This window comes from Leisingera sp. ANG-DT (assembly GCF_000813785.1).
Taxonomy (GTDB): Bacteria; Pseudomonadota; Alphaproteobacteria; order Rhodobacterales; family Rhodobacteraceae; genus Leisingera.
Genome location: NZ_JWLE01000005.1, coordinates 277,847 through 298,191 on the forward strand (window position 1 = coordinate 277,847; position 20,345 = coordinate 298,191).

A 20,345-nucleotide genomic window follows, 5' to 3' on the forward strand; every position below is an offset into this window, starting at 1 on the left:
CACCGCCCGCCGGGCCGACGATGCGTTCAATTATCTCTCAGAGAAAGGTTCTCTAATGTCCGTAATTTTTGCGCGCGGCGGTGCCGCAGCGGCAATTTTGGTTGTTTCCGCTCAAGGCGCCCTCGCCGATCTGAGCGCCCAGGACGTCTGGGCCGACTGGAAGGCGTATCTGACCAGCACCGGATACACCGTATCCGGGACTGAGGCCGTTTCGGGCAGCACCCTGACCGTTTCCGATGTGTCGATGGCCATGCCGATCCCCGAAGAAGACGGCTCCGGCACCATCAGCTTCCCGGAAATCCAGTTCGTTGAGAACGGCGATGGCACCGTCAATGTCATGCTGCCTGCCGAGTTCCCGATGGGCTTTGAATTTTCCGGCGACGGCGAAACCTTTGCAGGCAAACTGATCTATGCGCACGACGGCTCGCCGATGAAAGTCGCAGGTGATGCAGAAAACATGAGCTATGACTACAGCTCCTCCACGGTGACCATGACGCTGGATGAACTGTCTGCGGACGGCGAGCCTGTGCCTGCAGAAGTGGCGAAAGTTCAGGTCGTAATGAACGACGTGACCACCAAAAGCACCATGAAGGTTGCAGAGGGGCGCAGCTACGACCAGACCATGACCGCCTCCAGCCTCAGCTATGACATGGGCTTCAACGATCCCGAGGGCGACGGCACAGGTGCGTTCAAAGGCGCCCTGCAAGGCCTGAGCTTCACCGGTACCGGCACCGTTCCAGACGGGCTGGAAAGCCCCGACATGGCCGCGCTGCTGGAAGCCGGCTTTGCCTTCGACGGCACCTTCACCTTCACCGGTGGCAATGGTTCCCTCTCTGGCGTGGACGGCAGCGAAAGCTTCGCCATGGAAAGCAATTCCCAAGGTGGTGCTTTCACCGTTTCGATGGACAAGCAGCACCTGACCTACGATGTGTCGCAGGTTGCAACCAACGTGAACATTTCCGGTTCCGAAATCCCGTTCCCGTTGGCGCTCAGCATGGCGGAGACCGGCTTCAAACTGATGATGCCGCTGGCCAAGTCCGAAGAAGAGCAAGACTTTGCCCTGGGTGTGACCCTGCGCGACTTTGCAGTTCCGGAAATGCTGTGGGGCATGGTCGACCCGACCGGCCAGCTGCCGCATGACCCGGCAACCGTCATTCTGGACCTGGCCGGCAAGGGCAAGGTGCTGTTTGACCTGTTCGATCCGGAAGCCATGGAAGCCGTGGAAAAAGGTGAGGAACAGCCGGGTGAGCTGAACGCGCTGACCGTGAAGCAACTGCAGGTCTCGGCGGCTGGCGCCGAGCTGACCGGCACCGGTGATTTCACCTTCAACAACGAAGACCTGACCAGCTTTGACGGCATGCCGGCACCGGCAGGTGAGGCCAACCTCAAACTGGTCGGCGCCAACACCCTGATTGACAAGCTGATTGGCATGGGCCTGATGTCCGACAGCGACGCTATGGGAGCGCGGATGATGATGGGCATGCTGGCAGTCCCTGGCGAAGGTGAGGACACCCTGACCTCCAAGATCGAAGTCACCGAAGACGGCCAGGTGCTCGCCAACGGCCAGCGCATCAAATAACCGTCAAATCCCGAACCGGATCTCGAAAGGGGCCGCCTGGCGCGGCCCCTTTTTTGCACCCCGCACTTGCGGCATGGCGCTGCACTGGATAGCTCTTTTAGAGAGCAGAACAGAAGGTGCCCATGACCCAGTCCCCCGAAGCGCTTTGCCACGCCCTGATCGACGCCGCCCGCAAGGCCGGCGCAGATGCCGCCGACGCCATGGCCGCTGAGGGCAGTTCTCTCAGCATCGAAGTCCGCGAGGGCAAGCTGGAACACGCGGAACGCTCCGAAGGCACCGATCTGGGCCTGCGGGTGTTTATAGGCAAGCGCCAGGCGCTGGTCTCCTCCTCCGACATGCGGCCCGAAACCATTGCAGCGATGGCCGAACGCGCCGTTGCCATGGCTAAGGAAGCACCGGAAGACCCTTATGCAGGCCTCGCTGACCCGTCTCAGCTTGCGAAGGATTGGAATTTGGCTGCGCTGGAGCTGGAAGACCCGAGCGGCGAGCCTGAGCCGGCAGCCCTGCAAGAGGACGCGCTTGCCGCCGAAGCCGCCTGTCAGGCGGTGGACGGCATCACTCAGGTGCAGTCCGCGGCCGCAGGATATGGCCGCCATGTGGTGCATCTGGCAGCCACCAATGGTTTCTCAGGAGGTTATCAGCGCACTGGCCGGTCCCTGTCCTGCACCGGAATCGCGGGCACCGGCACAGGAATGGAGCGGGACCACGACGGCGATTCCCGTACCTTCCAGTCTGATCTGCGCAGCGCTGAAGAGATTGGCCGCACTGCAGGTGAGCGCGCGGTCGCCCGGCTGGGCGCCCGCAAGCCCAAGACCGGCAGTTTCCCGGTCCTGTTCGACGAACGCATTTCCTCCTCTCTGATCGGCCACCTGATGTCGGCCGCCAATGGCGCCGCAATTGCCCGTGGCTCCTCCTGGCTGAAAGATTGCTTGGATCAGCAGGTTCTGCCAGAAACGCTCTCTGTCATCGAGGACCCGCACCGCCCGCGCATTTCCGGTTCCCGGCCGTTCGACGGCGAGGGGCTGGCGACCCGCAAACGCACCGTGGTGGACAACGGCGTGCTGACCGGCTGGACGCTGGACCTCGCCTCCGCCCGCAAGCTGGGGCTGGACAGCACCGGCAACGCCGCCCGCGGCATCGGCGGGGTGCCCTCCCCCTCGACCTGGAACATCGCGCTGACCCAGGGTGATGCCAGCCGTGAAGACCTGATCGCACAGATGGGTACCGGCCTGCTGGTCACTTCGATGATCGGCTCCACCATCAACCCGAACACCGGCGACTATTCCCGCGGCGCATCCGGTTTCTGGGTGGAAAACGGCGAGATTGCCTATCCGGTCAACGAATGCACTATCGCGGGCAGCCTGCACGATATGCTGCGCCGGATTATCCCGGCCAACGACGCGCGCACGCATTTGTCCACCGTGGTGCCGTCGCTTCTGGTCGAAGGAATGACCCTTGCCGGCAACTGACCTATCCCTGCTTGTAAAAGCGGCGGAACAGGCCGGAGACATTGCGTGCCGCTACACTGGTCCCGACGCCAAGCGCTGGGACAAGCCAGGCGGTGCGGGTCCGGTGACCGAAGCCGACCTGGCCGTTAACACCATGCTCGAGGACATGTTGCAGCAAGCGCGGCCCGGCTACGGCTGGCTGTCGGAGGAGACCGAAGATAGCCCAGCCCGACTGACTCGCGAGAAGGTTTTCATCATAGACCCGATCGACGGCACCCGCAGCTTTGCCGAAGGTTCCCGCACCTGGGCGCATTCCATCGCGGTTGCCGAAGCAGGCGAGGTCACGGCTGCGGTGATTTTTCTGCCGCAACGTGAGCTTATGTATACTGCCGCCAAGGGAAAGGGTGCAGCCTGCAACGGCAGCCCGATCGGGATCTCGGCTGCGGCAGAACTTGCAGATACTGAGGTTCTGGCCGCCAAGCCAAATCTGCAACCGCACCACTGGCAGGGTGGCACTCCGCCTGCATTCATCCGCAGTTACCGGCCCTCGCTGGCCTACCGGCTGGCCAAGGTGGCCGACGGCCGGTTCGGGGCCATGCTGACGCTGCGCCCCAGCTGGGAATGGGACATTGCCGCCGGCGATTTGCTGGTGCGCGAGGCAGGCGGCACCATCTCAGACAGGTCAGGCAAGCCCCTGCGCTTCAACAACCCGCATCCCCGCCTGAACGGCGTGGTTGCCGGAAATACGTCTCTGCACACGGCGCTTATCGCAGCCCTGGACCCGGCAGGCCCCGGCATCGCTGGACATTAAACCTGCCCCGGCTTAAGCGGTCTCAGCTGTCCTGCAATGGCTGGACGTAAACTTTTCACAGACAAACCCGCATGTTGCAGCTACCTTTGGCCGGAAAAATCAAATCGAAACAGATGCAACGGCGAAGCACAAATTCCAGCCGCTCTGCGGTGCTGCAACCCCGTCCAAAGGGTGAAGTGCTCTGGGTGCACGCGACAACACCAGAGCGCTACCTCGCGCTCTGCGACATAGGCCGCCGTCTCAAAACCCTGCGCCCGGACCTCTCTGTGCTGGCCAGCTGGGAGCCTGATCTGAGACTGACCGGCACTGTCGGCTGCGACATTCCAGTTGGCCCGCTGGCGGAGGACACATTGGCAGAAGCCCGCGAATTCGTGGCGCACTGGCGGCCCGATGCCTGTATCTGGACAGGCCCGCCAGCCCGCCGGACCCTGCTGCGGCATCTGCGTGACCAGGGAACCGGTGTACTTCTGGCCGATCTTCTTGACGCTGAAATGCCTCACCGCACCAGCCGCTGGCTGCCGGATCAGCGCCGCAGGATGCTGGAAGGGCTGACATGTATCCTGACGCCATCCAAAACTGTGCGGGACCGGCTGATCAGGCTGGGCTTTCCCGCGGAACGGCTGGAAGTGGCTGGCAAGCTGCGCGTATCGGCCATTCCGCCCGGGTGCAACGACGACGAACTGGCCGCCATGCAGCAGACCCTGGGCAGCCGCCCGGTCTGGCTTGCGGCCCACGTCAAACTGAATGAACTGTCCCGCGTTCTGGACGCTCACCGCAATGCCCTGCGTCTGCTGCACCGCTTGCTGCTGGTCGTTGCGCTGGACGATATTGCGGATCTGGAGGCGGCCCGCGGCCTGCTGCAGAAAAGCGGATTGTCCTTTGCCGACTGGGAAAACGGCGGAGAGCCTGAAGACTTCAACCAGGTTCTGCTCACCGGCGGCGAGGACCTCGGCCTCTGGTACCGGTTGTCACCGGTCGCCCTGCTCGCAAACAGTCTCGATCCGGCTGCCCAGGGTCAATCCCCCCTGGATGCCGCGGCTCTGGGCTCTGCGCTGCTGCATGGCCCCGGCATCCACGCGCACCGTGAACTTTATGACAGGCTGACCAAGGCCGGTGCCGCGGTTCAGGTGCAGACCCACAACGAGATGTCAGACACCGTTGTTGCCTTATCAGCTCCAGACAGAGCCGCCGAAATGGCCCTGGCCGGCTGGCAAAGCGTCACCGAAAGCGCTGCAACCACTGACACACTACTGGAGAAGATCCAGAGCCTTCTTGACCAGCGCGAGGACACAAATGCGGGCACCTGATTTCTGGCACAAGCTGCCGGGGGAATTTGACTTGCGATCCGCCCTGCTGGCACCACTTGGCTGGGCCTATGCCCGTGCAACTGCCTCCCGTCTGTCCAAGGGTAATCCGGTTGCACCCGGTGTGCCGGTTATCTGCGTGGGCAATCTGAATGCCGGCGGCACTGGCAAAACGCCAACCGTGATCTGGCTGCTGGAAGCCCTGCGCAGCCTTGGCCATGATCCGCATGTGGTCACCCGCGGTTATGGCGGAACGCTGGAGGGGCCGGTGCATGTGATGCCCGGAAAGCACAAGGCAGCACAAACGGGAGATGAGCCGCTGCTTCTGGCAGCCTTTGGCGAGGTCTGGGTCGCCAAGGACCGCGCCGCGGGCGCCCGCGCTGCAGCCAACGCCGGGGCGACGGTCATTGTACTGGACGATGGCTTTCAGAACCCTGCGGTCGCCAAGGACCTGTCACTTGTTGTGGTCGACGCCCAGCACGGTTTCGGCAACGGCCGCTGCCTGCCGGCCGGCCCGCTGCGCGAACCGGTTGCCATAGGGCTGAAACGCGCCGGCGCGGTGCTGTCGCTGGGGCCGGAGCCCGCCCAAAAAGCATTCACGGACGTTTGGGGCAGCCATCTGCAGGGGCTGCCGCATTTCACCGGCGCGCTGGAACCGTTGCAGACCGGGATGCCCTGGAACGGCACCCGCGTGCTGGCCTTTGCCGGCATCGGCCATCCGCAGAAGTTCTTCAGCACCCTGCGCAACCTTGGTGCCGAAATAGCCCGGGCCGAGGCGCTGGATGACCATCAGCCGCTGACCCCGGCGCTGCTGAACCGGCTGGACAATGAATCAAAGCTTCTGAACGCCCAGTTGGTCACAACGGAAAAAGACGCCGTCCGTCTGCCGGACAGTTTCCGATCCAAGGTGATCACTCTGCCTGTCCGCCTGCAGATCGCCCGTGACGAAAGCCTGAAAGACATGCTGAAAGCAGCTGCTCCTGCGCCTTGACCGCCGAAAAGAAAGCAATTGCTCAAACAAAAAAGCCCAGGCACATGGCCCGGGCTTTTGCTTATCAGCTTACTGCCGCTCAGCTTTCCAGTTCGGCATCCAGCAGTTTCTTGAACTCGTCGTAGGACTGGTTCGAAACTTTCTCGCCGTTCAGGATGAAGGACGGGGTGGATTCGATCCCATGCTCAGTCGCATTTTCCTGATACCAGGTCACCAGAGTTTGCGCCTTCTCGCCGTCCTGCAAACAGGCCTCCAGCTGGTCGTTTTCGATACCGGCCAGGCGGCCGATCTTGCGCAGTTCATCAATGATCTCGGGTGCACCGCCGGCCCGCGCCCATTCCGACTGCCCTTTGTAGATCAGGTCGGAAATGCCAAAGAATTTCTCCTGTCCGCTGCAACGCGCAATCATCGAAGCCCACAGCCCATAGCGGTCGAAATAGACCTCGCGGTAAATGAACTTCACCTTGCCGGTATCGATGTAATCCGCTTTCAACTGCTTGAAGGTGTTGTTGTGGAAATTCGCGCAGTGCGGGCAGGTGTAGGAGGCATATTCGATCAGCGTGACCGGCGCATCCTCCGCCCCCAGGGTCATTTCGGTGATGGTTGAGGTGTCTACTTCTGCTTCCTGTGCGACCGCCGCGCCGACCAGCGGGTTTGCAGGCAGATTGCTCTGGCTGCCCAAACCCGACAGGGCATAACCGCCCGCAACCACCGCAACCGCGGCCAAGACACCAGACATCAAACGGGTCATTTGAACCCCTTTCCTTGCGTTTTCTGTTTTGTCAGCACATTGCGCCCCAGGCGTTCCAAGGCGGCGCGCAAATCATCGTTTTCCACCCCTTCGGCAGCCTTGCTGGCCTCTGCCGCATCCTGCGGATCCGGCTGCAGCGGCGCTTGCACTTTGGGGGCATATTTGAATTCCACGCGGCCGTCGGAAAATCCCGTCGGTGCCGTTTGCGTGATCCGCACCTTGGAAATGGCGTTAAAGCCATAGACCGCATTCACCCGCTCGCGCAGGCGTTCCTTTTGCATTTCCAGCATTGGCGCATTGGCCCCGGTGGTCAGAACCGTCAGCGTCGCGCCAAAAGAGCCCCGCCCGTAGCCGATGTTCACTGGACGCGCCATCGCAGCGATATCCGGCCCGGCGATCTCCTCCCAATGGGTGAGCAGCCGGGACACCGCGAATCCGCGGCTTTCCCCCGCTTTGCGGATCTGCTCGCTAAGGAGCTTGGAGGTCCGGGAGAACCCGCGTGTGGTGCTGCGCCTGAATGCCATGATCTAGGTTTTGCTCGACTGCCCGCCCTATTGTAAAGAGCGGTTATGCAGGCGCCAGCCAAACCGCCGCCCAAGGAATAACGAATGCGTGACTTAAAGAGCGATTCCGCCACGATGAGCGAAGAACTGCTCGCGTGGTATGACGTGCATGCCCGCGAGATGCCCTGGCGGGTAGGTCCGGCAAGCCGCGCTGCAGGCATCCGCCCGGATCCTTACAGGATCTGGCTTAGCGAGGTGATGCTGCAGCAAACCACTGTCGCCGCAGTGCGCGATTACTTCCTGCGCTTCACCAGCCGCTGGCCATCGCTGCTGGACCTGGCCGCCGCGGAAGACGCAGACGTGATGAGCGAATGGGCCGGCCTCGGCTATTACGCCCGCGCCCGCAACCTGCTGAAATGCGCCCGCGCGGTGGCACAGGATCACGGCGGCAGCTTCCCAAACAGCTACGAGGGTCTGCTCAAGCTGCCCGGCATAGGCCCCTACACCGCTGCGGCCATCGCCTCCATCGCCTTTGACCGGGCTGAGACCGTGCTGGATGGCAATGTGGAGCGGGTGATGGCCCGTGTTCACGACATCCACGACCCGCTCCCAGGTGCCAAACCGGTGCTGAAAGACCGTGCAGCAGAGCTCACTCCGGTGCAGCGGCCCGGCGATTACGCGCAGGCGGTGATGGACTTGGGCGCCACCATCTGCACCCCCCGCAACCCGGCCTGCGGCATTTGCCCCTGGCGCGGCCCGTGCGCGGCCCGCGTTGCCGGAACAGCGGCTGAACTGCCCAAGAAGACACCAAAGAAACCCAAACCCACCCGGCAAGGAATTGTCTATCTGGCGGAATCCGCCGATGGAACCTGGCTGCTGGAACGGCGGCCGGACAAGGGGTTGCTGGGCGGCATGCTGGGCTGGCCCGGCTCGGACTGGAGCGATGCGCCCGTCCCGAACCCGCCCTTTGAAGCAGATTGGCAGGAACTGGCTGGAGAAGTGCGGCACACCTTCACCCATTTTCACCTGATCCTGCGTGTCATGACCGCAGAACTGCCTGGCGGGTTCAATCAAAATGCGGAACAGGAATTGATTTCACGCCACCATTTCCGCCCTTCCAGCCTGCCCACGGTGATGCGCAAAGCCTTCGATCTATACAAAGGCCGCTAGGTTACCCCCTGCCCCTATTGGGTTTTCAAATGTCTGAGCATAGGGTTTCCCCAAACGCGCGCTGACTGATTTGGGAGACCTGGCATGATTGCCCCCGAAACTCTTTCCCGCTGGCAAAGCGCCCTGCCGTTCTGGATGTCATTTCTGCTGCTGCCGCTGGTCTGGATCGCGGCGTTGCAGGGCGGCTGGGCGCTGCTGCTGCCGCCACTCGTGACCTGGCACCTGTTTGCGGTGCTGGATGGGGTGTTCGGGCTCAATCTGAAAAACGCCGACCCGGAAACACCGGACAGCGATCTCAAGTGGTACAAGGCACTGACCGCGGCCTGGGTGCCGCTGCAGTTCATCACGCTGTTCGGCCTGATCTGGTACGTCAGCGGTGCAGAACATCTAAGCGCGTTCGAGAAATTCGCAGCCTTCTTCGGCGTCGGCGTTGTGACCGGCGCCGTCGGTATCAACTACAGCCACGAGCTGATGCACCAGTCCAGCCGGATGGAACGCTGGCTGGGGGACATTCTTCTGGCGATGGTGCTGTACTCGCATTTCCGCTCCGAACATCTGCTGGTGCACCACCGCTACGTCGGCACCCCCCGCGATCCGGTCACTGCACGCTACAACGAGGGTTTCCACCGCTTCTATCCCCGGGTGCTGCGGCAATGCTGGCATTCTGCCTTCCGAGCCGAAAAAGAGAAACTTGCCAAGAAGAACCGCCCCTGGACCGACCGCTCCAACCCGTTCTTCCGCTACTGGGCATTGCAGGCCGCAATGCTGCTGCTGGCACTGATGCTCGGCGGTCTGACCGGTGTCCTCCTCTTCCTGGTTCAGGCAGGCACCGCGATCTGGCAGCTGGAAGTGGTCAACTACGTCGAGCACTACGGTCTGACCCGCAAACACCTGGGCGAGGGCAAATACGAGCCGGTCCAGCCGCGCCATTCCTGGAACGCGGCGCACAAGGCATCGAACTGGCTGCTGATCAACCTGCAGCGCCACTCAGATCACCATTATAAGCCTAACCGCCGCTTTCCGCTGCTGCAGAACTACACCGAGGCTGACGCACCGCAGCTGCCATACGGCTATCCGGTAATGACCATTGCCGCGATGATCCCGCCCTTGTGGCGGCGGGTGATGAACCCGCGGGTGCGCCGCTGGCGGCAGACGTATTATCCCGAAATCACCGACTGGCACGCCTATAACAAGGCGCAGAACCCGATGCCGCGCTAAGGGTCAAGCCCAGGCCAGAACTGTCATCGGCTGATCCAGCCCGCGCACTTCCTGATCCGGATGGCGGGCTGCACCGTCCAGCAGGTCCAGCCCTGCCAGCTCAGCCTTGACTTGCGCGGCCATCGTTTCACTGACAACAATGCCGGCCTGCAGCTTGCGGGTCAGGTTCTCAAGCCGCGCGGCGATATTCACAGTCATGCCCAAGACCGCATATTCCAGCCGGTTGGCACCGATATCACCCAGCAACGCCTCGCCATAATGAATACCGATCCCGGCCCGGATCTCGGGCTTGCCCTGTTTTGCACGGTCCCGGTTCCATCTCGCAAGCGAAGCCCGCATCGCGTGGGCGCAGGCCAGCGCATTCGTGGCGTCCTGCTTGCCAGCCACCGGCGTGCCAAAGGTCGCCATCAGCCCGTCTCCTAGATACTTGTCCAGCGTGCCGTGATGGCGGAACACCTCCCGCTCCATCCGGCCATGGAATTCACGCAAAAGATCAATCACCGCGTGCGGATCCATGCCTGCTGACAGCCGGGTAAAGCCGATAATATCGATAAACAGAACCGCCACGTTCTCGCTGCGCACCTGCTTCAGCGGCTCATCGTTCTGGGACAGCTGTTCCACCACGTTGGGTGAAAAGTAACGCGACAGGTTCGCCCGCTCCCGTTCCAGGCTGGCATTGCTGCGCAAAAGCCCGTTGAACCGGCGCACCGAGAAACCCAGCGTCACTGCCACCAGCACAAAAACAAGCGCTTCCTGCACTCGCAATTTGACCACAAAGCTGTTAGGGTCAAAGAACAGTGCCAGTTCCGGCTCAAAACTAAGGGCGTCGCCAACAGCCTCTGTCAGGCCGGGAACCGGGCTGGAGAACCACCAGACCAGCCCCAGCGTACTCAGCCACATCATCGCGGTCCAGGTTCCGATCGCAATCACCGTGCGCCAGGAATAGGCCATGGTGCCCGCTGCAAGAATGATAAAGAAATACTGAAAGTTGTCGAACCTGTAGTGCATCGCCGCCGGAATTTCGCGGAAATCGAAGGGATTCGGCACGATAAACCCGAATGTCATGATTGCCAGGTCTAAAAAGATCAGGAACAGCTCCAGCCTCGATTTGCCGACCTTTCCGGCGCGGCTGATCAACCAGCCGTTCAGGCACAGAAGCGCAAGAAGCCCGTGGTAGTAAAGGACACTCCAAACGGGATTCAGAAAGACGATGAATACCGCGACTATCGGCAACGCAATCCAACGCGCCCGCACAGCCAGCTGCAGCCCGCGCCGCTTGTGCGCGTCCAAAGCAGCTTCCGCAAACCTGCCTTCCGCAGCAGAGAGCTCCTTGCTGCTTGCTTCTGCTGCTCTGGCAGCTCCGGTTCCAGTTGCAAACGCCGTATCGGTCATTGGTTCTCCCTCTTCCCGCTGGCTGCAGCAGCATTCCTGCTTCAGATAGTCACCTCGCCTCAAACAGGGAATAGCCCATCAGGCCGCAAACATGCAAAAAACCCCGCCTGATCCAGGCGGGGCAAGGTGTGCGCCTGCGCAATTTGCACAGGCACCTGCAATAGACTGTTGTGTTCTGAATAGCTCCGGGGGCGTCAGTTCTGCATTTCCGCCCGGATCTGCTGGCGCAGCACATCGATCGGCACGGTCTTGCCGTCGCGCTTGAAGCACCAGTAGGTCCAGCCGTTGCAGGACGGAGCATTCTCCAGATGCGCACCGACCTGATGGATGGACCCCTTGATGTTGTCGCCGATCAGGGTGCCGTCTGCCCGCACCTTCGCCTTGTGGCGGCGGTTCATCGAGTACAGCTCTTCACCCGGGCGCAGCATGCCGCGCTCGACCAGCTGGCCGAAGGGCACCCGCGGCGCCGCGCGCTTGCTGGCGGAAACCTCCAGCGCCTCGCGGTCGAACTTGCGCACTGCCTTGATCCGTTTCTCTGCTACCTTGCGGTAGGCTTCTTCACGTTCAATGCCGATGAATTCGCGGCCCAGCATCTTGGCGACCGCGCCAGTGGTGCCGGTGCCAAAGAACGGATCCAGCACCACGTCGCCCGGGTTGGTCGCGCCCACCAGGATCCGGTGCAGCAGCGATTCCGGCTTCTGCGTCGGATGCGCCTTGTCGCCGTTTTCGTCCTTCAGCCGCTCATGGCCGGTGCAGATCGGCAGCACCCAGTCGCTGCGCATCTGGATGCCCTCGTTCAGGGCCTTCAGCGCTTCGTAGTTGAAGGTGTACTTCGCGCCCTCGGACTTGGACGCCCAGATCATCGTCTCATGCGCGTTGGTGAAGCGTTTGCCGCGGAAGTTCGGCATCGGGTTCGACTTGCGCCAGATGACGTCGTTCAGAACCCAGTAGCCTTCGTCCTGCAGCACGGCGCCAACGCGGAAGATGTTGTGGTAGGAACCGATCACCCAGATAGAGCCATTCGGCTTTAGTACCCGGCGCGCCGCCTTCAGCCACTCACGGGTGAACTGGTCATAGGCCGCAAAGCTGGAAAACTGGTCCCAGTGATCATCCACAGCATCGACTTTAGAGTTGTCAGGGCGGTGCAGCTGGCCTTTCAGCTGCAGGTTATACGGCGGATCCGCAAAGATCAGATCAACCGAATTGGCCGGCAGACTGTTCATCGCTTCGACGCAGTCACCGCCAATAATCGTGTTTAAAGGGAGCGCTGCCGCGCCCTTTGTCATGGTTTTATTCATTGCTCTGCCTCATAACCGCGGCGCATTTTTGCGCTCATTAGGTTGTCAACAGGATGAGTCATCGCGGATTCGAGGTCAATTTGTTTATTACAACAACGCCTTACGGTTCACTCTTGATACAAGATATTGTGTACCGGTTTGAATGAGCGCCGATGATGTGGGGTTATCCCCAGCTGAACTAGCGCATCCCGATGCTGTTTCGAGGGGTAGCCTGCGTTTTTCTCCCAGCCATATCCCGGAAACTGTTGCGCCAAATCCACCATGATCCGGTCGCGAGCCAGTTTCGCCAGGATCGAGGCTGCGGCGATCGACACCGATTTGGCATCGCCCTTCACCACGGCCTCAGCCGGCAAGGCCAGTCCCTTGGGGATCAGGTTGCCATCGATCAGCAGGTAATCCGGTGCCGGATCCAGCGCTGCTACGGCGCGCTCCATTGCCAGATGCGATGCGCGTAAAATGTTCAGGGAATCAATCTCTTCAACCGTCGCATGAGCAATCGCCGTTTGGGCCGAAGACAGGATATCCCCCTCCAGTGCCTCCCGCTTCTTCAGGCTCAGTTTCTTGGAGTCATTAAGACCCTCAGGAATTGCGCTGATATCCAGAACCACCGCGGCAGCGGTCACCGGGCCGGCCAGCGGACCGCGGCCCACCTCATCCACACCTGCAATTCTAAGGAACCCTTTTTCATGGGCTGCGATTTCGAGACTGTAATCTGGCTGTGTCATGGTTCTGACAAAGCCAATCCCGGCGCCGGATGCAACCCGCACAAAAAGAGGGGGCCGAAGCCCCCAAGTTTGCTGCTGCTCGAAACCGTTGTGCGGGTCACCGGTTCACCATCCGGTAGCCATGTCTTTTCAGGCAGCCGGGTTTAAAGCCGGTGCGGTTGCGCTGGCCGTTCCAGAACGTCACCTTACAGGCCCGCGGCAGTTTGTGCGTGTAGCCATAGTTGCGGTCCAGGCAGCGCTTTGCGGCCAGCGGATAGTTCTGGCTGTAGCGCGGGAAGTAGCGGACGCAATGCGCGGGCAGATCATAACGGCGCACAGATTGCGGCAACGGTTTGACGTGGCCGCCGTGACGGTTGTGCCCGCGGTACTTATTGCCGCCGTGCGAATGGTTCTGCGGCGGATTGTACGTGCGGGTCACCGTACGGTCATCCCGATCCCGGGAATGCTTGATGGCTGCGCCCAGGATCCCGAGCAGCGCCAGGCCACCAAGGATTTTCGCGACATCGTCGTCAGCGCGGGCAGGCGCCGCAGAGAAACCGGTAATGGCAATGGCGGCAGCGACAATTATTGCAATGAATTTGCGGTGCGGCTGGGGGCGGTGAATCTGGGTCATGTCGGGACCTTTCTTTTGAATATGCAGAACACTTGATGCCGCCAGCCTGTCCCGGCCTCTTTCAGACAGGCAATATCTGCGGGTTGTTATCAGATATCAGCTGCTCCAACCCCCTGCGGTTATTGAATTTCACGCACCGCGAACGCAGGATGGCCCCATGAAACAGCACCTTCTGATCCCCGCCCTTGCGGCCGCCCTTCTGGCGCTTTCCTCGCCCGTGTTGGCCGCAGACTGCTATGCCGACTACAAGGCCAAGCAGGACAACCCGCTGCGGCTGCACTATGGTGTGATCCAGCTCTCCGGCGCCTGCCAGAAACAGGCCGCCCGCGGTGAAATCCAGGCCCGCATCGCACCCGCTGGATGGACGCTCCTGAATGTCCTCTCCGTCTTCGGCCCCGAAGGCCTGCAGCAAAGGAAGGCCAATGCCGGACCCTACTATCTCCGTTTCTGAGGCCCGTGCGGCCGGCAGCAAGGTCATCGGCTTTGGCATCGCTGTCATCGTGGCAATTCTGGCCGCGGCCGGCACGGTGCTGCTGCTGACGCTGCCCGATGCAAATGCCTTCAACGCCCGGGTCGAACAGCTGTTTATCGAAAACGACCTGACCACCCAGGCCGAGATCAAGCTGCTGGAAATCCTGGCACAGTCCGGCACCGCCTTTGCCGACACGCTGACCAGCTACCGGATGGTGATCTTTGTGCTGCTGGTCTTCGCCGCGGCGATGATGGTGGCGGCGCTGGCAGTTCTGGGCATGCTGGTGATGCTGAACCGCCGCATGGCCCAGATCGAACGCTCCGGCATCCAGGTGAACGAGCTGCTGATCAGCCGCGATGAAAACACCGTCTATCTAAACAACATGGGGTTCAAGCTGACACCCGCCGCGATGGAAACCCTCTCGGTCCTGGCCGAGGCCCGGCTGGACGACGATGTGCTGTCCGGCGCCGAGATTGAGGCTGTGATTTCCGGCCGCACCTCCGCCGATTGCGAGGAGGCCGCCGGCGCCACCCGGATCAAGCGCCTGCGTGATACCCTTGGGAACCAGATGGTCAGCGAACTGCTGGTGAAGAACATTGCCAAGCGCGGCTATGTGCTGGCCATCAGCAAGGACGTGATCCGCATGGTCTGACCCTTCCGCTCCGTTCTGCTCAATATCCTGTGTCCGGCTCTGGATTTTTCCGGCACAGTCCCCAGATAGTTCAGAACCGGCCTGCGCCGGCCGGTCCTGTTTCCGCCGCCTGAACGGCACATAGGACAAGGATCTCTGGGATGGACACACAGGTGCAGACCCGCAACCGGGGCTACGGCATTGTTGTCGAACCGCTGCAAGGCCTGGTCACCGCCCGGCGCAACGGCACAGTTGTGGCGCAAAGCTCACATGCCAAGGTGATGTACGAAACCCGGCTCCCGCCGGCGGTCTACTTCCCCGCGGCAGACGTGACCGCGCCGCTGTCAGCCCATACTCCCCTGCAAACTTTCTGCCCCTTCAAGGGCACCGCCAGCTACCGCGACATCCTGCTGCCCGGCAGCACAGTGCAAAACGGCGTCTGGGCCTACGAAGACGCAATGCCGGAGGCCGCCGCCATTTCCGGCCACATCGGCTTCATGCCCGGCGCCGAAGTTGAGTTCGACTTTGGCAGAAACACTGTTGAGATGCCGGATTACGGCAATATCTCCGGCCCGGTGATCGACTGGCTGCTGCGCGATGCCTCGATGGTGGCAACTCCGGAAGAGCTGACCGCCGCCTTGGCAGAGAAGTTTGTCGAGCAGGGTATCTACCTGTCCCGCCTGTCGGTCATGGCCTGGTCGCTGCACCCGCTGATCGCGGGCAAGAACTACATCTGGCAGAAGAAAACCGGCGAGGTTACCACCTACGCGCCGTCTTATGAAATCCACGACCATCCCGCGTATCAGAACAGTCCGCTGCGCCATGTCTCCAATGGTCTGGGCGGGGTGCGGCACCGGCTGGACGCCTGCTGCACCGACGATGCCTTTCCCATTCTTGAGGATCTGCGCAAGGAAGGCGCCACCGACTATGTCGCGATGCCGCTGCGGTTCTCCGACGGGCGCATCAATGTGCTGACGCTGACCAGCGATCACCCGAATGGTTTCTCCACCGCCAACCTGGGCCTGATTTTCGAATGCTCCGGGGTGATCGCCCGCTACTACGAGATTTTCATGCAGCGCGAAAACGCCCAAGCGCTGCTGGAGACATACGTGGGCAAACGCACCGGCGCCCGGGTGCTCGGCGGCGAGATCCGCCGCGGTGACGGTGATGAGATCGACGCCGCCATAATGTTCTGCGACCTGCGCGGCTCCACCCGGCTGGAGGAACAGCTGGGCCGCCGGGATTACATCGCGCTCTTGAACCAGTTCTTCGAGACCGCCTCTACCATCGTGCACGATCACGGCGGCGAGGTGCTGAAATTCATCGGTGACGCTGTACTCGCCGTCTTCCCGGCCGGCAGCGACCCGGAACAGGCGCGCACCCAGGCCTTGGGCAGCGCCCGCGCCATCGTTGCCCGGCTGGAGGAAATCGCCCAGGAAGAAGACGGCCACCGCTGCGAGGCCGCCATCGGCATTGCCTATGGCCGTGTGACCTACGGCAACATCGGCTCGCGCGAGCGGCTGGACTTCACGGTGATCGGCCAGGCCGCCAATATCGCCGCCCGGCTGGGCGACTACGGCAAAACCGCCGACCACGCGATTGTCGTCAGCCGCGACATCCTGGGCGACACCTCGCAGGGCGTCTCGCTCGGCGCTGTCAGCCTGCACAATGTCTCCCAGCCGGTCACCTGCTTTGCAATTCAGCCTGCCCGGAAATCCCAAGCAGCCGCCGAGTAGCCCAGCCTTTGCTCAGCACCGGGTAAAGGGCGGCGCAGCCGCCGCTTGCCTCTCGATCAGCCCGCGGCCAGGGACCGCTGCGCCGCATCCCCCATCGAAACCAGCAGGGGCGCCTCCTCCTGGCGCGCCTTGAAATCCGCCTTGGAAGTCATCCCCTGCCAGCCCGCCTGCACCAGCGATTGCGCCACCGCGCCGCCCAGCGTGGTGCCCGGACCGGTTACGATGAACAGATCCGGCGCAAATTCATGGGCGGCATTCTGCACCGCAAGCGTGAAATCATAGGGCTCCACCACCTGATGCCCCAACGTGTAGTCCCGCAAGGCCTGCGTATCCGTGGCACCAGGCCACCAGATCTGCCCGCGCCCGTCGATCAGCGGCACTTCTGGCTGGGTGAACATCCCTTGCCCCAGACGCTTGCGCCCTTCCGCAGCCACCGGTGCCTGCAGGCTGGTGTGAAACGCCGCGTGGTTGGCCAGTCGCATCGGGAACCGCTCCTCGACCACCGGTACCGCGCGCACAAACGCCGCCAGACCGGCCTCGTTCCCAGCCAGCACCAGCATCCCGCCCAGATCAATCGACAGCGCCAGGTCATGCCTCTCGCGGTCATTTATCTCTGCCGCCAGCGCCAGCAGCTCTGCCTTGCGCGCGGGGTCGTTCTGCCAGTCCGGCCCAGCAAAGGGATAGACCAGCTGGCCGCCGATCAGCTGCTCCTGCATCAGCGTGCCCATGGTGTTCACAATCTTGAACCCGTCATCAGCGCTCAGCGCCCCGCCCGCCGCCAGTGCGATATACCAGCCCATCGAATTGCCGGTGACAGCAACCACCTCGATGTCCTCCGCCAGAGACTGCGCATCCGCCAATGCCGAGGCGTAGATCAGCGGCGAGGCAATATCCCCGCGCGAATATTTCGACACGGAAAACCGCGTGGCCCTGTCCAGCGCGGTGACCTCTTCCTGCCCGGCGTCCCGGCGCTGCGCGTCAAAACCCGCAAACAGCGCCGCCTTGTCCGCATGATGGCGGTGCAGATACCCCAGCTCCGCCTTGTTGTAGGTTCCCCGGCCCGGGCAGATCAGAACGGCAGTGCGGGTCATTTCTTGCCTCCTGCCAGCTGCAATGCGGCCGCAACAATGCTGTCCTTCGATGGCAGCGTCGCGCCATAGGCCGGCCCGGTAGCAATGAAGCAGTCGCTGGCGGCTATCCTGGCGGTTGGGATATCGCTCTGTTCAGAAAACAGCGCCATCAGCGCCTCGGACTGGCTGCCGGTGACACGGCATTCATCGACGATCAGCACGTTCTTGCAGCCCTCGACCGCATCAAGCAGCGCCGCCTCCGGCAGGGGCGCCAGCCAGCGCAAATCGACGATCCGCGCATCCACGCCCTGCGCCGCCAGCTCCGCCTGCGCCTGGGCCGACAGGTAGCGCCCGTTGCCATAGGTCACGATCGCCAGATCGCTGCCCTCCCCATGCACGCCAACCTCGCCCAAGCCGATGCGGCGGTCCGGAGAGGGATAGCTGCGCATCCAGCCGCCATCTTTCGCCTCATGCAGGTCCCGCATCGGATACAGCGCAATTGGCTCGACAAAGACCACCACCCGCTGCTCCTCGCGCGCCAGCCGTACTGCCTCGCGCATCATCATCGCAGCCTCCGCCCCGTCCGACGGGCAGGCAATCACCAGCCCCGGAATATCGCGCAGCACCGCCAGCGAATTGTCGTTGTGGAAATGGCCGCCAAACCCCTTCTGGTACCCCAGCCCGGCAATCCGCAGCACCATCGGATTGGAAAACTGTCCGTTGGAGAAGAACGGCAGCGTCGCCGCCTCGCCGCGCAGCTGGTCCTCGGCGTTGTGCAGATAGGCAAGGAACTGGATTTCCGGGATCGGCAGGAACCCGTTGTGCCCCATCCCGATCGCCAGCCCCAGGATTGACTGCTCATCCAGCAATGTGTCGATCACCCGGTCCGGCCCGAACCGCTGCTGCAGCTTCTGGCTGACGCCATAGACCCCGCCCTTGCGGCCCACATCCTCGCCCATCATGACGATTTCGCCGTGCTCCAGCATCAGGTCGGTCAGCGCCCAGTTGATCAGGCGCGACATCGGCTGCGGCTCTTCCATTGCCCGCATGTCGCTGCCAAAGGCCGCGGCGCGTGCCTCGGCACTGGGGCCATTGGTGGGCGCACACTCCCGCTTGGGCGGGATCAGGCTGGCCACGACATCGTTAGCCGTCCGCAAATGCGGCCGGGTCACCGCCTCAGCCCGGATCCGCTCCACCCGCGCGCAGGTGTCCTGGTAGATCTTCAGCGCGTCCTCGGGACGCAGCGCCCCCGCCTCATCCAGCAGCCGCACCGAATGCAGCAGCGGATCATTGGCCTCATCCGCCTCCACCTCGGCCTTGGCCATATAGGTCGTCGGCACATCCGCCCCGGCATGACCGTACAGGCGCACGGTGCGCAAATGCAGGAACGCCGGCTTCTTGCGCGTGCGCACATACTCCGCCGCCTCCTGCGCCACCGCGTAGGCGTTGTAGATATCCAGCCCGTCCGCCTTGAAATACTTGATGCCGGGCCGCCCCGCCATCGAGGCCTCGATCCAGCCTTTCGGCGTCTTGGTCGAAATACCGATACCGTTGTCCTCGCAGACAAACAGCAAGGGCAGCGGCGTCGACTGCACCGAGGTCCAGCCGGCCGTGTTGAACGCTCCCTGCGCTGTCGAGTGGTTGGCAGATGCATCGCCGAATGAACACAGGACAATGGCATCCTCCGGCAGCAGCTGATGCTCCGGCTGGTGCCGTTTGGCGGCACCGATGGAATAGGCTGCGCCCACTGCCTTCGGCAGATGCGAGGCAATGGTCGAGGTCTGCGGCGGGATCATCAGCGCCTTGGACCCCAGCACCTTGTGCCGCCCACCCGAGGTCGGGTCTTCGCTAGAACAGGCAAAGGACAGCAACATATCCCAGGCAATCCGCTGCCCCGGCACCTGATCGGCGCGGGCAATCTGAAACGCTGCATCCCGGTAATGAAGAAACGCCATATCAGTGGGGCGCAGGGCGCGGGCCACCGCTGCCATCCCCTCATGCCCGGAGGAGCCGATGGTATAGAACCCCTGCCCCGCTTTCTGCATGTCCCGGCTGGTCAGGTCCAGCGCCCGGCTCAGCACCTGCGCGCGAAAGGTGAAAACAGCCTCAGCCGCCGCCAGCGTCCCGCTTGGTGCAGCACCTGCGGGGAGCTCCCCGGCCTTGACCCGGTCCAGGAAGTTCTGATGCACGATCTGGGCGCGGTCCATGCGGCCTCCTTACGCTGATTGACCATGTCCTTATCCGCGAATCCGGGACGTGAAGCCAATGAGTTTGCGTACTGGCATCATTCCAAAACGGAATGCCAAATCCGCCAATCAGTCCGGATCGTCACAAAATGGCCGGAAGTGCCGCGCGCACGCCCAAGGCCGCAGACCAATACGCGCGCCACTGTTGGCTTTGCCCGTCTTTTCCGTTTGACGGCCCCGGCAAACCATCTTATACGCCCTCTCCACGACACCTGCCCAGGTGGCGGAATTGGTAGACGCGCTAGCTTCAGGTGCTAGTGTCCGTATGGACGTGGAGGTTCGAGTCCTCTCCTGGGCACCATTCCCCAAGAATGACAATCCGCAGCCTCCTTCGGGTCTCATTGCGTGGATAATCGGCCCGCGTAAACCAGCCTGTCTTCGCGCAGT

The 20,345-nt window shown here is 62.3% G+C and carries 18 protein-coding genes and 1 tRNA gene; 11 read left to right on the plus strand and 8 right to left on the minus strand.

Annotated elements, in window-relative coordinates; translation table 11 throughout:
- Positions 1-55 precede the first annotated feature (55 nt).
- The 5 genes from RA21_RS06590 to lpxK all read left to right on the plus strand — a co-directional run bounded on the left by RA21_RS06590 (position 56) and on the right by lpxK (position 6,133).
- Positions 56-1,579, plus strand: coding sequence for a DUF2125 domain-containing protein (locus tag RA21_RS06590; protein WP_039147449.1), 1,524 nt, complete (start codon positions 56-58; stop codon positions 1,577-1,579).
- 122 nt (positions 1,580-1,701) lie between these two features.
- Complete coding sequence (locus RA21_RS06595; protein ID WP_039147451.1) at positions 1,702-3,048, plus strand: TldD/PmbA family protein; 1,347 nt, start codon at positions 1,702-1,704, stop codon at positions 3,046-3,048.
- Entirely contained in the window at positions 3,035-3,838 is an 804-nt protein-coding gene (locus tag RA21_RS06600) for an inositol monophosphatase family protein (RefSeq protein ID WP_019297608.1), read from the plus strand. Before RA21_RS06595 ends, RA21_RS06600 begins: the two co-directional genes overlap by 14 nt.
- A 113-nt stretch (positions 3,839-3,951) precedes the next feature.
- Positions 3,952-5,145: a 3-deoxy-D-manno-octulosonic acid transferase gene (locus RA21_RS06605; RefSeq protein WP_039147804.1), complete on the plus strand. Its 1,194-nt coding sequence runs from the start codon at positions 3,952-3,954 to the stop codon at positions 5,143-5,145.
- Positions 5,132-6,133 carry a tetraacyldisaccharide 4'-kinase gene (gene lpxK, locus RA21_RS06610; protein WP_039147454.1) on the plus strand — a complete coding sequence of 334 codons (1,002 nt, stop codon included), beginning with the start codon at positions 5,132-5,134 and terminating at the stop codon, positions 6,131-6,133. The genes RA21_RS06605 and lpxK overlap by 14 nt, the downstream gene beginning before the upstream one ends.
- A gap of 79 nt (positions 6,134-6,212) precedes the next feature.
- Here lpxK and RA21_RS06615 read toward each other — a convergent pair whose 3' ends face one another.
- Together RA21_RS06615 and RA21_RS06620 are read right to left on the minus strand one after the other, a co-directional pair.
- The gene (locus tag RA21_RS06615) at positions 6,213-6,884 is read right to left on the minus strand and encodes a DsbA family protein (protein ID WP_039147456.1); all 672 of its coding nucleotides are present in this window, start codon (positions 6,882-6,884) and stop codon (positions 6,213-6,215) included.
- Positions 6,881-7,408 (minus strand): DUF721 domain-containing protein, encoded by a 528-nt coding sequence (locus tag RA21_RS06620; RefSeq protein WP_019297604.1) that lies wholly within the window; start codon positions 7,406-7,408, stop codon positions 6,881-6,883. The genes RA21_RS06615 and RA21_RS06620 overlap by 4 nt, the downstream gene beginning before the upstream one ends.
- 84 nt (positions 7,409-7,492) lie before the next feature.
- Between RA21_RS06620 and RA21_RS06625 the strand changes: the two genes are divergently transcribed.
- Positions 7,493-8,557 carry an A/G-specific adenine glycosylase gene (locus tag RA21_RS06625; RefSeq protein WP_039147457.1) on the plus strand — a complete coding sequence of 355 codons (1,065 nt, stop codon included), beginning with the start codon at positions 7,493-7,495 and terminating at the stop codon, positions 8,555-8,557.
- Between the two features lie 84 nt (positions 8,558-8,641).
- The gene (locus tag RA21_RS06630; protein ID WP_039147458.1) at positions 8,642-9,775 is read left to right on the plus strand and encodes an alkane 1-monooxygenase; all 1,134 of its coding nucleotides are present in this window, start codon (positions 8,642-8,644) and stop codon (positions 9,773-9,775) included.
- 3 nt (positions 9,776-9,778) lie between these two features.
- On the opposite strand, the gene RA21_RS06635 is transcribed toward RA21_RS06630, so the two are convergent.
- The 4 genes from RA21_RS06635 to RA21_RS06650 all read right to left on the minus strand — a co-directional run bounded on the left by RA21_RS06635 (position 9,779) and on the right by RA21_RS06650 (position 13,803).
- Positions 9,779-11,167 carry an adenylate/guanylate cyclase domain-containing protein gene (locus tag RA21_RS06635; RefSeq protein WP_039147459.1) on the minus strand — a complete coding sequence of 463 codons (1,389 nt, stop codon included), beginning with the start codon at positions 11,165-11,167 and terminating at the stop codon, positions 9,779-9,781.
- 194 nt (positions 11,168-11,361) lie between these two features.
- Positions 11,362-12,465 (minus strand): site-specific DNA-methyltransferase, encoded by a 1,104-nt coding sequence (locus RA21_RS06640; RefSeq protein WP_019297600.1) that lies wholly within the window; start codon positions 12,463-12,465, stop codon positions 11,362-11,364.
- Positions 12,466-12,572: 107 nt separating this feature from the next.
- Entirely contained in the window at positions 12,573-13,190 is a 618-nt protein-coding gene (locus tag RA21_RS06645; protein ID WP_019297599.1) for a ribonuclease HII, read from the minus strand.
- 97 nt (positions 13,191-13,287) lie between these two features.
- On the minus strand, positions 13,288-13,803 hold the full coding sequence (locus RA21_RS06650) for a hypothetical protein (protein ID WP_039147460.1): 516 nt from the start codon (positions 13,801-13,803) through the stop codon (positions 13,288-13,290).
- Positions 13,804-13,960: 157 nt separating this feature from the next.
- Between RA21_RS06650 and RA21_RS06655 the strand changes: the two genes are divergently transcribed.
- From RA21_RS06655 to RA21_RS06665, 3 genes are all read left to right on the plus strand, one after another.
- Entirely contained in the window at positions 13,961-14,254 is a 294-nt protein-coding gene (locus RA21_RS06655; protein WP_019297597.1) for a hypothetical protein, read from the plus strand.
- Entirely contained in the window at positions 14,226-14,927 is a 702-nt protein-coding gene (locus RA21_RS06660) for a winged helix-turn-helix domain-containing protein (protein ID WP_039147461.1), read from the plus strand. Before RA21_RS06655 ends, RA21_RS06660 begins: the two co-directional genes overlap by 29 nt.
- Before the next feature lie 140 nt (positions 14,928-15,067).
- On the plus strand, positions 15,068-16,642 hold the full coding sequence (locus RA21_RS06665; RefSeq protein ID WP_052257607.1) for a DUF427 domain-containing protein: 1,575 nt from the start codon (positions 15,068-15,070) through the stop codon (positions 16,640-16,642).
- Between the two features lie 56 nt (positions 16,643-16,698).
- On the opposite strand, the gene RA21_RS06670 is transcribed toward RA21_RS06665, so the two are convergent.
- Both RA21_RS06670 and RA21_RS06675 read right to left on the minus strand, forming a co-directional pair.
- A complete protein-coding gene (locus tag RA21_RS06670; RefSeq protein ID WP_039147463.1) occupies positions 16,699-17,733 on the minus strand; it encodes an acyl carrier protein in 1,035 nt (344 codons plus the stop codon).
- Positions 17,730-19,919, minus strand: a complete 2,190-nt coding sequence (locus tag RA21_RS06675; protein WP_039147464.1) for a dehydrogenase E1 component subunit alpha/beta — start codon at positions 19,917-19,919, stop codon at positions 17,730-17,732. The genes RA21_RS06670 and RA21_RS06675 overlap by 4 nt, the downstream gene beginning before the upstream one ends.
- A gap of 253 nt (positions 19,920-20,172) precedes the next feature.
- Between RA21_RS06675 and RA21_RS06680 the strand changes: the two genes are divergently transcribed.
- Positions 20,173-20,259: transfer RNA gene (locus RA21_RS06680), tRNA-Leu, on the plus strand.
- Positions 20,260-20,345: the final 86 nt, after the last annotated feature.

Excerpts from the sequence above, each read along its gene's own strand:
- RA21_RS06665 (WP_052257607.1), top strand. The coding sequence starts at position 15,068 with ATGGACACACAGGTGCAGACCCGCAACCGGGGCTACGGCATTGTTGTC.
- RA21_RS06595 (WP_039147451.1), top strand. The coding sequence starts at position 1,702 with ATGACCCAGTCCCCCGAAGCGCTTTGCCACGCCCTGATCGACGCCGCC.
- RA21_RS06675 (WP_039147464.1), bottom strand. The coding sequence starts at position 19,919 with ATGGACCGCGCCCAGATCGTGCATCAGAACTTCCTGGACCGGGTCAAG.
- RA21_RS06620 (WP_019297604.1), bottom strand. The coding sequence starts at position 7,408 with ATGGCATTCAGGCGCAGCACCACACGCGGGTTCTCCCGGACCTCCAAG.
- RA21_RS06590 (WP_039147449.1), top strand. The coding sequence starts at position 56 with ATGTCCGTAATTTTTGCGCGCGGCGGTGCCGCAGCGGCAATTTTGGTT.
- RA21_RS06630 (WP_039147458.1), top strand. The coding sequence starts at position 8,642 with ATGATTGCCCCCGAAACTCTTTCCCGCTGGCAAAGCGCCCTGCCGTTC.
- RA21_RS06670 (WP_039147463.1), bottom strand. The coding sequence starts at position 17,733 with ATGACCCGCACTGCCGTTCTGATCTGCCCGGGCCGGGGAACCTACAAC.
- RA21_RS06635 (WP_039147459.1), bottom strand. The coding sequence starts at position 11,167 with ATGACCGATACGGCGTTTGCAACTGGAACCGGAGCTGCCAGAGCAGCA.
- RA21_RS06640 (WP_019297600.1), bottom strand. The coding sequence starts at position 12,465 with ATGAATAAAACCATGACAAAGGGCGCGGCAGCGCTCCCTTTAAACACG.
- RA21_RS06655 (WP_019297597.1), top strand. The coding sequence starts at position 13,961 with ATGAAACAGCACCTTCTGATCCCCGCCCTTGCGGCCGCCCTTCTGGCG.
- RA21_RS06625 (WP_039147457.1), top strand. The coding sequence starts at position 7,493 with ATGCGTGACTTAAAGAGCGATTCCGCCACGATGAGCGAAGAACTGCTC.
- RA21_RS06615 (WP_039147456.1), bottom strand. The coding sequence starts at position 6,884 with ATGACCCGTTTGATGTCTGGTGTCTTGGCCGCGGTTGCGGTGGTTGCG.
- RA21_RS06660 (WP_039147461.1), top strand. The coding sequence starts at position 14,226 with ATGCCGGACCCTACTATCTCCGTTTCTGAGGCCCGTGCGGCCGGCAGC.
- RA21_RS06645 (WP_019297599.1), bottom strand. The coding sequence starts at position 13,190 with ATGACACAGCCAGATTACAGTCTCGAAATCGCAGCCCATGAAAAAGGG.
- lpxK (WP_039147454.1), top strand. The coding sequence starts at position 5,132 with ATGCGGGCACCTGATTTCTGGCACAAGCTGCCGGGGGAATTTGACTTG.
- RA21_RS06650 (WP_039147460.1), bottom strand. The coding sequence starts at position 13,803 with ATGACCCAGATTCACCGCCCCCAGCCGCACCGCAAATTCATTGCAATA.
- RA21_RS06605 (WP_039147804.1), top strand. The coding sequence starts at position 3,952 with ATGCAACGGCGAAGCACAAATTCCAGCCGCTCTGCGGTGCTGCAACCC.